Genomic DNA, 10,943 nt, shown 5'->3' on the forward strand with positions numbered 1-10,943 from the left:
TCTCTGAAACAGGGGGAAAAGCTGGCAACGGCACTCGGTTTAAACACCTTTCACACCTGGGATGCCACCGAAATCAAGGCATGGGCCGTCGCCCCTGACCGGATGGAGCCTCTCTGGATTCACACCGCGCCAGCTGAGGACCTGAACACGCCGGAAACATTCCAGATTTTGATCGGAAAACTCCTGGCCGATATCCAGCAGCGTTTTTTCAATGACCAGCTGAATCTGCCCCGGCTCTCTGCCGTCTATATCGCGAACCTGCTGCAGACGGCATTCGACGAAATCCATGCCGATCTGCCGCGTGTCAATTCCGGCACAAGCTCGAGTCAACAGCTAACCGACAGTCTTCTACGTCGGCTGATCCAAGTACTGGCGCTTGTCGCGGAGGCAGAACTGCCACGAATAGCCTCGATGGCAACCCTGATTGAACAACTCGATGCAGCTACCGAGCAACTGCCGAAAGCGTTGGCATCCAGCCTCGGAATCCGTCATGATCCGGCAAGATTTCAGGGTAGTGCGGCCAGGCGGTTGCAGCACCTCGCCGTCCTCCTATCGCAGTTTGGCAATGCACTGCGCCCCCTGCTGGCAGACACGCTGGAAATCCTTAAACCCGGCTGGGCGAAACGGCTGCAACACTATCCAGCACCGACACTACCGGATGGGGATGCCCCGCTGTTGCTCGTGTTTGCCGACAGTATCCCGGATAATGAACCGTTCATTGCACAAATAGGCGCAGGAGGGATTCTGGCTTGCGATGTCCTTCTGCGCTATCTGCGCGAACTGCCGCCACCGTCGCTCCAGTTGTCGGATCCACTGCGACTTGCGCCCCCTCTCGCCATCGGCAGAATCGTCGGCACTCTGGCAGTTTCGCAACGGTCAACTGCTGCGGAAGTGCGAATGCTGAAAGCCCGGCTGCGCAGCTCATGGCCCAACCGCAACCTGACGCTTGCAACATCGGCGCCGCTCTGGCACTGGCATCTGCTGCATCTGGCCGGGTTACTCTCGCCACCGGCCCGTCTCAGCCTGGCCTTGCCTGCCGACTGGCTTTCCGACAAAAACATCGAAGCGCTTTATACCTTGCTTTCAGAGCGGCTCTGCCTTAGCTCAGTGGCTGTCCACGATGAGTCATGGCACCACGTCATCTGGACAGCGGGAACCGACAGCGGCCCGGTCCGCCTGCGCAGTAGGGACGGCAGGGAGTCGACCTTGCAGGCCGACGGTTATCCATCTCTGACCCGGCTCCGTGTGGCATTGCTGCTGCCAGCTCCACTGACCAGGCTTGTCGAACGCGGGGAGTTGCAACTGTATGACGACATCAACGGCCTGTCACCCACTGCTGCCCGCCTGTTTTTGCGCTCCACTCCGGGAAAAGTTCTTTGGCAATTACTGCTCGGCAAACAGGCGCTCCCTGGTGAGGAAAAGCTGCTCGCAGCCTGCTGCGCCCATGGGATTCCGCTACCAAGGCCGGAGATGCTGAGCGCCCTGGCAAAACTGGCCAGACAATACCCAGCACCGACTTCGTTGCAAATTGACCACGAAGTCGCCGATTGGCTCGGGAACTCTTGCTTGCAGGTATCTGCGGAACCACGCTCAGCAACCTCACACAGACTGGTGAACGACGCCGATACGGATGCCATGATCATAGCCGCGGCGACCCGTGATGGCATTTTGCGCTTTCCCGAAGATTTTCTTTACAACGTACCGGAGACACAGCGCCTGAACTTTACCGCTACGCCCCCCCTACAGGTTATCGATACCTTTTTCGACAGCATCACGCTTGAAGCCTCATCCGGCGAGCAGCTACATGTCGAAGGGGAGGCGACAGCCCGCGCCCTGGTGCTCGCCACCTCCCTGGGAGAAAGACCCCTGGCATTACCAACATCTTCCTGGCAGACCGAGAATATCCTTGAGCGTTATGCCAGCCACCTTTATCAGTTGCGTTCCGCACTCGAGACCGCAGCCGCGGCGTGTGGTTCGGAGCATGTGCAGGTCATTGTTGATCGCATCTGGGGCAGCCTGCCCGTCCCCCCCTGGGATCTGCTCCAACGCCATCTACCCCAGACAACTAAAGTCGTGGTATAGTTTCGAGACATCGAGGTTCCCATGAATATCCTTCTGCATATGTGCTGTGCCAATTGTGCTATCTACCCGGTTCGCGTTCTGCGTGAAAAGAACATGCATGTCACGGGTCTGTTCTACAACAACAATATCCATCCCTACCAGGAGTTCAGAAAACGGCTCGACACGGCCAGGGAGTATGCCAGCCGAGTTGAACTGGAACTCATCGTCAACGAAGAATACCAGCTTGACCAGTTCCTGCAGCAGGTGGCAGCTGACCCCAAAAAACGCTGTTCTTTCTGTTACCGCTCGCGTCTGGAGGAGACTGCCCGCATTACCGCCGAGAATGGTTTTGACGCGTTTTCAACCACCCTGCTCTATTCCCGTTACCAGCAGCATGAGCGGATCCGCGAGTTCGGAGAGAGCCTGGCACTGAAATACGACGTGACCTTCCATTATGAAGATTTCCGAACCGGCTGGCAGGAGGGCATCCAGGTTTCCAAAAGCATGGGCCTGTACCGTCAACAATATTGCGGCTGCATCTATTCAGAACGGGATCGCTATTCACCGCGTAGCAGGAACTGACAGATGCCACCGGGCAAGGCGCTGATCATCATTGGCGTATTGTTCGTTGCTGTTGGCCTTTACCTTTCCCTTGGCGGACGCCTGCCGCCTTTCGGCCGACTACCCGGTGATCTGCGCATCGAACGGGACGGGTTTTCTTTCTATTTCCCCCTGACAACCTCTATTCTTGTCTCCCTGCTGCTATCCCTGCTTTTCTGGTTGTTTCGCAAATGAGCAGATCTGGTGACCCTGCCCGGGAGACATGTACAGGTCTGGCGCTTGGCAGCGGGGCCGCCCGCGGGCTCTGTTACATCGGCGTCCTCGACGCGCTTGTTCGCCGGCAGATTCGTATCGACTGCATTGCCGGCACCTCGGTTGGCGCTCTGATCGGAGCGCTCTATGCGTCCGGTATTCCCGTAAGCCAGCTGCAACGGATTGCCCAAAATCTCAATTGGCGCAAGCTGGCCCGACTGATCGGCCCGACCCTGCCAACCACCGGGCTACTTGACAGCCGCAAGGTCAGCCGTTTCATAGACGATTTGCTGCCGGTCAAAACCTTTGAGGCCTTGAAGCTGCCATTGGCTATCACGGCCACCGATATCGAGTCCGGAACCCCCATTGTCATCCGCAATGGCCGCCTGTTGCCGGCGATTCAGGCCTCCATCGCTTTTCCCGGGCTGTTTCAACCCGTTCTCTTCGGTGATCGGTTTCTCGTCGATGGTGGGCTTTGCGCCCCGATACCGACCGACGTGGCCAGGCAAATGGGGGCCGATCGGGTAATCGGAGTTTGCGCAATCCCTCCGGTAGAAAAACGGTATCAGGAGACGAGCGTTCCTAACGATAGCGACCAGCCGGAACGGAATCCGGTAAGCAGGCTGACGGTATCCTGGATTGAGCAGAGGTTTCGCGAAATCTGGCAGAGCACGGTTGAGCACCCGAGCAACGAAGTCAGCCGGCGTCCACCCGGCATATTTCGTATTTTCGCCCAGAGTGTGGCCATCCTCGAAAATCAGATCAACACCATGCGCCTTGAGCGGGATGCCGTGGACGTCTTGATACGCCCCGAACTCAATGGTATAACGCTGCTGGAGTTTCATCGCGCCGCCGAAGCAATCGACGCCGGACGTCGGGCTACCTTTCACACACTTGACAATTTGAGCATTCAATTGCCGATTGCAGAAACTGCCCGGTGTGATACGATGCAAGAGCATGGAATGACTCGAAAAAAGGAGGTTAAACCATGATCGACCTGCTTGAAAAAACCGTATTGGCGGGTGTCGGCGCCCTGGCATTGGGGCAAAAAAAGGCCGAAGACCTTCTTGCCGAACTGCGCGAGAAATTCAATCTGAGCGAAGACGAAGGACGCTCGCTGATCGAAAAGCTCAAGCAATCGGCCGAACAGGGACGCGAGCAACTGGAGAAAGCGGCCCGTGAAGAGGTCCAGAAAGCCATGGACCGGCTCGGAGTGGTCAGCCGCGACGATTTCGACAAACTGAAGAAAAAGGTGGCGTCGCTCGAGAAACACCTGAAAGAGCTGAAGAGCTAAACAAGGATGCTCTCTTTTTCACGCATCAATCGTAACATCCGTTCGATCCGACGCTATCGGCAGATTCTCGGTGTACTGATCAAGTACGGCTTCGGCCAGATCGTCGAACAGCTCAATATCGACTATTATATTGAGCTTGGACGGCGAATCGTGACACTGGGTACCGCTTCAAAAGGCCTGGAACGGCTGACGGCGGCACAGCGCCTGCGCATGGCGATGGAGGAACTCGGACCGACTTTCATTAAACTTGGCCAGGTTCTTTCGACCCGTCCTGATCTGATTCCCAAGGATTTTGCCCAGGAGTTCATCCGACTGCAGGACAAGGTCCCGCCGTTTGATTCCAAATCGGTTGAACAGCAGCTATTTCTCCAGCTCGGAAGACCGTTGGAGGATATCTTTGCCAGCTTTGATTCCACGCCGCTGGCTGCCGCATCAATCAGCCAGGTACATCGTGCCCGGCTGCAAAACGGCGAAGATGTGGTGGTCAAGATCCAGCGTCCAGGCATCGACACGATTATCGAGACCGATCTCGACATCCTGATGGCCTTTGCCTATCTGGTGGAGAATCATCTCCCCGCCGGCCTCGTCACCGACCCGATCGCCGTAGTCCGCGAGTTTCGCCGGGTAATTCGCCGTGAACTCGATTTCACCCGCGAAGGTCGCACAATCGACCGGTTCGCTGCCAACTTTCGCAACAACGAAGCGGTGTGCATTCCCAGGGTGTATTGGGAAGTGACCTCTCCCGGCGTTCTGACCCTGTCATACATCGACGGGATCAAGGTCAATGACTTCGAGGCCCTGCGCCGTGCGGAGCACGATCTGCAATTGATTGCCCAGCGCGGCGCAGATGCCTTTCTCGAGCAGGTTCTGGTACACGGTCTGTTCCACGGCGACCCACATCCCGGAAACATTCTGGTTCTACCGGGGGATGTGATCGGCCTGCTCGACTTCGGCATGGTCGGACACATCGATGAGACGCTGCGGCATCAACTCGTCGACCTGATTCTCGCGATTGTCAGTCGTGACGCCGAACAAATAATCAACCACCTGTTCTATGCCGGCAACCTGACAGAAGAGACGGATCGTCGCCAGTTGAAGCGCGACTTGGCCGAATTCATCGACGATTACTACGATTCCGCCCTTCAGGTTATAGACGCCGGTCGACTGGTTTCGGAGTTTATCGAAATCCTGCAACGCCATCACATCAAGTTTCCTGCTGATCTTATCCTGCTGGCCAAAGCCTTGGTGGCGATGGAAGGGATGGGGCGACAACTTGACCCGGAATTCAACATTATCGAGCATCTGCGTCCGTTTTTGCTTCGGATGATGCGAGAGCGCCTTTCTCCGGGGCATATAAGCCGCGAAACCCGACACCTAGGGCAGGCCTACTTCAACCTCCTCAAAACCCTCCCCTCAGACCTGAAAGAATTTGTTGATCGGATCAATCGCAACAAATTCAAGATTGACCTGGAACATCGTGGGCTGGAAAAACTGATCTCCGATATAGACAAGTCAAGCAACCGGCTCTCATTCAGCCTGCTGATCGGAGCGATAATCGTCGGTTCGTCCCTGATCATGCTCACCGAGAAAGGCCCCCAACTCTTCGGATACCCGGTGCTTGGCCTGCTGGGATATACCTTTGCCGGATTTCTCGGCTTCTGGCTTGCGATCGCAATTCTTCGATCCGGTCGGCTGTAATCTTCTGAACCGACACCTGTGTGGAGAATTCGCAACACACTGCGGTGGCGCCACCACCACACCGCGCCTTTGACACACCCCAGACCGATAAATATCCCTTAAATTACAGCACATTACACAAACTGAATATTGGCACAATCCTTGTATGGTAGTTTTTGCATAACGTTTATCTGTTTTTTTATATGCTGCAATGACACAAGGATTCGCATACTCATGATTTACCAACACACACTAGCCCAGCCCCTGACCATCTCAGGCATCGGCCTCCATACCGGGCGGGAGATCACCATGCAGCTGCGACCGGCCGAGGCCGGAACCGGCATTGTCTTTCATCGCCGAGAGGGTGAGCGCTGCGTCAGCATCGAAGCCATCTCGGCGAATGTCGTCGACACCCGCATGGCTACCGTGCTTGGCAAAAATGGCTTGAGTGTATCGACCGTCGAGCACTTCATGGCCGCACTCTACACCCTCGGCATCGATCACCTGCATGTTGACATCGACGGGCCCGAAGTCCCGATCATGGACGGTAGTGCCCGGCAGTTCATACAGATGCTGCGCGGAGCAGGCCGCCGGCAGCTGGCACAGCCGCGCAAGTTCCTGGCTATTCGCAAACCGATTACACTGGTGGCCGGGGAAAAGCGGATCAACATCATTCCGTCGCGCTTTATGCGTATCAGCTCGGAAATCTCTTTCGACCACCCCAGCATCGGCCTGCAGCGGCGGGCGATCAAACTTTCTCCGGAACTGTTTGAGCGCGATATCGCTCCGGCACGTACTTTCGGCTTCTTTGAAGAGGTCGAATACCTCAAGGCCAATGGCCTTGCACGCGGTGGCTCGCTGGACAATGCCATTGTCATCGACAAGAGCGGCATCATGAACCCGGAAGGGCTGCGCTTTGGTGACGAGTTCGTTCGCCACAAGATCCTCGACACTATTGGCGATTTCAGCCTAATCGGCTACCCGCTGCTCGGCCATATCCGCACCTACAAGGGCGGCCATGACATCAACCACCTTATGGTTGAAAAAATTCTCGCGGCCACAGACTCCTGGCAGTTGGTGGAATTCAACGAGGCCGACCTGCAGAACCAGTCACCGCAATCTGCGGTTGCCGGTTTACGCGAGTTGGTATTCAGCCGCTCCTGATCTCTACCCTGAATCGACAGAAAAGGCAGCCATAACAGGCTGCCTTTTTTCTTGGACAGGTTGCATTCAGTGCCCCCAGTACCCTATTATGTTGATTCGGCTACGACCTAAAGGACACCCGGCTCGATGACAAAAAGGCCCCTTTCACCAGAGAACTCCCGCCGCCGCAAATTAAAGCGTGAATGGATGATCGCACTGGCGGTCATCGGCCTTATCTTTCTAGTTTCCCACTTCGAAGCACAACTGTTTTCTCTGGCGGAAAAGCTTCCCCTTTCCAACAACATCCTGGCCCTGGCAATCATCAACATCAATATTTTGCTGATTGTCCTGTTCCTGTTCCTGGTGTTTCGGAACCTGTTCAAACTGATGCTTGAACGGCGCCGAGGTGTGCCTGGAGCCCGTCTGCGTTCGAAACTGGTTGTCACATTTGTGGCGCTGTCGCTGATTCCAACGATGCTACTGTTTTTTGTCTCGGCGGGGCTGATAACCGACTCGATAGACAACTGGTTCAACCAGCAGATCGAGACCTCTTTACAGGAGTCGGTCGACGTCGCGCAGACCTACTACAAAAACTCCGCAGCTAACGCCCTCTACTATGCGGACCGCCTGGCGGAAGCCATCAAGCAGGAACGCCTGCTCAAACAGGAAAACCTGCCGGCACTGAAAGAGGTTATCCAGAAAAAACAGCAGGAGTACAATCTCGGCATCGTCGAAGTATTCTCCTCGACATACGAAGAGCTGGTACGTTCAGACAACCCCCAGATACCGGCTGCAGACTTCACTGACCCAGGTTCGGATGCGATCAGGGATGCCCTGCAGGGACAACGCTTCAGCAAAATCACCCCGATTGGCCGCGCCGACCTGATTCGCGGCATTGTCCCCATCTATTCCAGCTGGAATCAGAATGATATCGTCGGTGTCGTGGTAGTCAACTACTACGTTCCCTACTCGCTGGTAGCCAAAATGAAGGAGATTTCCAGCTCCTTTGAACAGTACAAAAGCGCCAAGTTGATCAAAGGAAGCATCAAGACCTGGTACCTGATTTTTCTGTTGTTGATTGCCTTGGTCATCATCTTCCTTGCTACCTGGTTCGGATTCCACCTCGCCCGCGGCATTTCGGTACCGATCCAGGAACTGGCAGTGGCAACCAAGAGTGTGGCCGAAGGAAATCTCGACATTCACCTTAAGTCTCAAAGCGATGATGAGGTCGGGATACTGATCGATTCATTCAACACCATGACCGCAGATTTGCGTCGCGGGCAGGAGAGCTTGACCGAAGCCAACCGCAACCTTCAGTCCTCCAATCTTGAGTTGGAACAGAGACGTCGCTACATGGAGATCGTTCTGCGCAATGTGACTGCAGGGATAATCTCCGTCGACAGCCAGGGCCATTTGACAACGGTGAACACGGCAGCGGAAACCCTGCTGCACCTCGACGCCGAATCCGTTCTGGGCAGAAATTTCCGCGATGTCGTTGATGATGCCCACGTGCCACTGGTCAATGAAACCTTGGCGGAGTTGCGTAATACGGGGAAGGACTCAATTCGCAAGCAACTTACCCTCCCGGTGGGCGAAAACAAGCTGACCCTGCAGGTAACAGTCAGCAACCTGCATGATGAATCGGGTGAGTTCATGGGTACCGTGGTTATCTTCGATGATTTAACCCAATTGCTCAAGGCACAACGAATGGCCGCCTGGCGTGAAGTTGCGCGTCGTATAGCCCACGAGATCAAAAACCCCCTCACCCCCATTCAGCTATCGGCGCAGCGACTAAGACGCAAATATCTTGACCGTTTTCCTGCAGACGATCCGGTATTCGACGACTGCACTCACCTGATTATCAATCAGGTGGATGACTTAAAAAATCTGGTCAATGAATTTTCCAACTTCGCGCGGATGCCAGCGAGTCTTCCGGCTCCAAATCAGCTCAATGACATCCTTGCGGACGCGATTACCCTCTACCAGGAAGGGCACCGAGATATCAGCTTTCATTTCACCCCCGACCCGCAAATGCCGATTTTCAATCTTGATCGAGACCAGATCAAACGCGTCTGCATTAACCTGATCGATAATGCCATAGGCGCAATAGATGACGAAGGTCAGATAGACGTGGTCAGCAACTACAACCCTACCCTGCAGATGGCGATATTCACCATCTCCGACAACGGTTGTGGTATCCCGCCGGAAGACCGTCAACGTCTGTTTGAGCCTTATTTTTCAACAAAAAAATCCGGTACCGGCCTTGGTCTGGCAATCGTTGCCACAATCATCACCGATCACAACGGTTATATCCGTGTCAAAAACAACACCCCTAAGGGGACAACGTTCGTCGTTGAACTGCCAACGTCGGGCAACCCGTTACCGTCCTGAACAGGTTCGCCATGAAAAATATTCTGATCATTGACGATGAAGCCAGTATTCGTAAAAGCCTCTCCGGCATTTTGAATGATGAAGGATTTCAAACTGCAACTGCCGAAAGCGGTGAACAGGGGATGGAGTTGCTACGGGAAGACACCCCGGATCTGGTTCTGCTGGATATCTGGATGCCTGGGTTGGATGGACTGGAAACCCTCAACCGTATCCGAGACGAATTCCCTGATCAGATGGTGGTGATGATGAGTGGTCATGGCACCATTGAGACAGCCGTCAAAGCAACTCGCCTTGGCGCCTTCGACTTCATTGAGAAACCGCTGTCGCTTGAAAAAGTTCTGCACAGTATCCAGCAGGCTATGAAAGTGCGGCAACTGGTCGAGGAAAACCGTAATCTCAAGGCGACCATAGCCAAGGAATACGAAATGGTCGGTGACAGCGTGCCGATCCGTGAGCTTAAAAACCAGATCCGCATAGCGTCCCCGACCTCAGGCTGGGTGCTGATTACAGGCGAAAACGGAACCGGCAAGGAACTAGTCGCCCGAGCCATTCATCTGAATTCACAGCGTCGGAGCAAACCATTTATCGAGGTAAACTGTGCTGCTATTCCTGAAGAACTGATCGAGTCGGAACTTTTTGGGCATGAAAAAGGTGCTTTTACCGGAGCGACGGCACAACGCAAAGGCAAGTTCGACCAGGCTAATGAAGGGACCTTGTTTCTCGACGAAATAGGTGACATGAGCCTGAAAACCCAGGCCAAAGTACTCAGGATTCTTCAAGAGAGGAAATTCGAACGCGTTGGTGGACACCGGACCATTGAAGTCGATGTTCGGGTTATCGCTGCCACCAATAAGAACCTAGAAGAAGAGATTCGCAAGGGGAATTTTCGCGAGGATCTCTACTACCGTCTCAATGTGCTACCTTTCCAGGTTCCGCCGCTACGCGAGCGGCAAGCCGATATTGAGCCTTTAGCTAACCATTTTCTCCAGTTTTTTTGTCAGAAGGAAGGGCGGGTTGCCAAACACTTCACCCCGGAAGCACTCTCTGCCCTAACCAGCTACAACTGGCCGGGAAACGTACGAGAGTTGAAGAACCTCATCGAACGCCTGGTCATTATGACCTTTGATGAACAGATCACAACAAGCCAACTTCCATCCGCCATGATCATCGGCCGGCGGCAGTCGTCGGATACCATCACAGACATACGGCCTTCAGCCGAACTTTTTGAAGGTAATTTTAAGGACGCGCGGGAACGGTTCGAGCGACTTTACCTTGAAACAAAATTGCATGAGAACGATTGGAATGTTTCTAAAACCGCAGAGGTGATCGACATTGAGCGCTCCAATCTGCATCGAAAAATTAAATCATTACAGATCGAGCTGAATAAATAATAGCTGCGTCAATTCGACGAGGCACAAAAAAAAGGGCCCATCTCGTAGAGATGGGCCCTTTGCAATTAATTTCGGCGACGACCTACTTTCCCACACGGTCTCCCATGCAGTATCATCGGCGCGGCAGGGCTTAACTTCTGTGTTCGGGATGGGAACAGGTGTGACTCCTGCGC

Annotated in this window: 9 protein-coding genes and 1 rRNA gene; 9 read left to right on the plus strand and 1 reads right to left on the minus strand. The window is 54.5% G+C overall.

Going from position 1 to position 10,943, the window contains the following annotated elements; genetic code table 11:
- The 9 genes from Q7J88_RS14625 to Q7J88_RS14665 form a co-directional block, all read left to right on the plus strand.
- Positions 1-2,082, plus strand: a 2,082-nt coding sequence (locus Q7J88_RS14625; RefSeq protein WP_303722977.1) for a hypothetical protein, incomplete at its 5' end; no start/stop codon positions are given.
- Between the two features lie 21 nt (positions 2,083-2,103).
- Positions 2,104-2,643 (plus strand): epoxyqueuosine reductase QueH, encoded by a 540-nt coding sequence (locus Q7J88_RS14630; RefSeq protein WP_303722978.1) that lies wholly within the window; start codon positions 2,104-2,106, stop codon positions 2,641-2,643.
- A 3-nt stretch (positions 2,644-2,646) separates the two neighbouring features.
- Positions 2,647-2,856 (plus strand): DUF2905 domain-containing protein, encoded by a 210-nt coding sequence (locus Q7J88_RS14635; protein WP_303722979.1) that lies wholly within the window; start codon positions 2,647-2,649, stop codon positions 2,854-2,856.
- Positions 2,853-3,866: a patatin-like phospholipase family protein gene (locus Q7J88_RS14640; RefSeq protein WP_303722980.1), complete on the plus strand. Its 1,014-nt coding sequence runs from the start codon at positions 2,853-2,855 to the stop codon at positions 3,864-3,866. Before Q7J88_RS14635 ends, Q7J88_RS14640 begins: the two co-directional genes overlap by 4 nt.
- Positions 3,863-4,168 (plus strand): phasin family protein, encoded by a 306-nt coding sequence (locus Q7J88_RS14645; RefSeq protein WP_303722981.1) that lies wholly within the window; start codon positions 3,863-3,865, stop codon positions 4,166-4,168. The genes Q7J88_RS14640 and Q7J88_RS14645 overlap by 4 nt, the downstream gene beginning before the upstream one ends.
- Before the next feature lie 6 nt (positions 4,169-4,174).
- Positions 4,175-5,866 carry an AarF/ABC1/UbiB kinase family protein gene (locus Q7J88_RS14650; RefSeq protein WP_303722982.1) on the plus strand — a complete coding sequence of 564 codons (1,692 nt, stop codon included), beginning with the start codon at positions 4,175-4,177 and terminating at the stop codon, positions 5,864-5,866.
- Between the two features lie 213 nt (positions 5,867-6,079).
- A complete protein-coding gene (gene lpxC, locus Q7J88_RS14655; protein WP_303722983.1) occupies positions 6,080-7,009 on the plus strand; it encodes a UDP-3-O-acyl-N-acetylglucosamine deacetylase in 930 nt (309 codons plus the stop codon).
- Positions 7,010-7,135: 126 nt separating this feature from the next.
- Complete coding sequence (locus tag Q7J88_RS14660; protein ID WP_303722984.1) at positions 7,136-9,379, plus strand: ATP-binding protein; 2,244 nt, start codon at positions 7,136-7,138, stop codon at positions 9,377-9,379.
- Positions 9,380-9,390: 11 nt separating this feature from the next.
- Positions 9,391-10,770 (plus strand): sigma-54 dependent transcriptional regulator, encoded by a 1,380-nt coding sequence (locus Q7J88_RS14665; RefSeq protein ID WP_303722985.1) that lies wholly within the window; start codon positions 9,391-9,393, stop codon positions 10,768-10,770.
- A 69-nt stretch (positions 10,771-10,839) separates the two neighbouring features.
- On the opposite strand, the gene rrf is transcribed toward Q7J88_RS14665, so the two are convergent.
- Positions 10,840-10,943 (minus strand): 5S ribosomal RNA (rrf, locus tag Q7J88_RS14670); the annotation flags it as partial.

This window comes from Malonomonas rubra, from assembly GCF_003247215.1.
Lineage (GTDB): Bacteria > Desulfobacterota > Desulfuromonadia > Desulfuromonadales > Geopsychrobacteraceae > Malonomonas > Malonomonas rubra_A.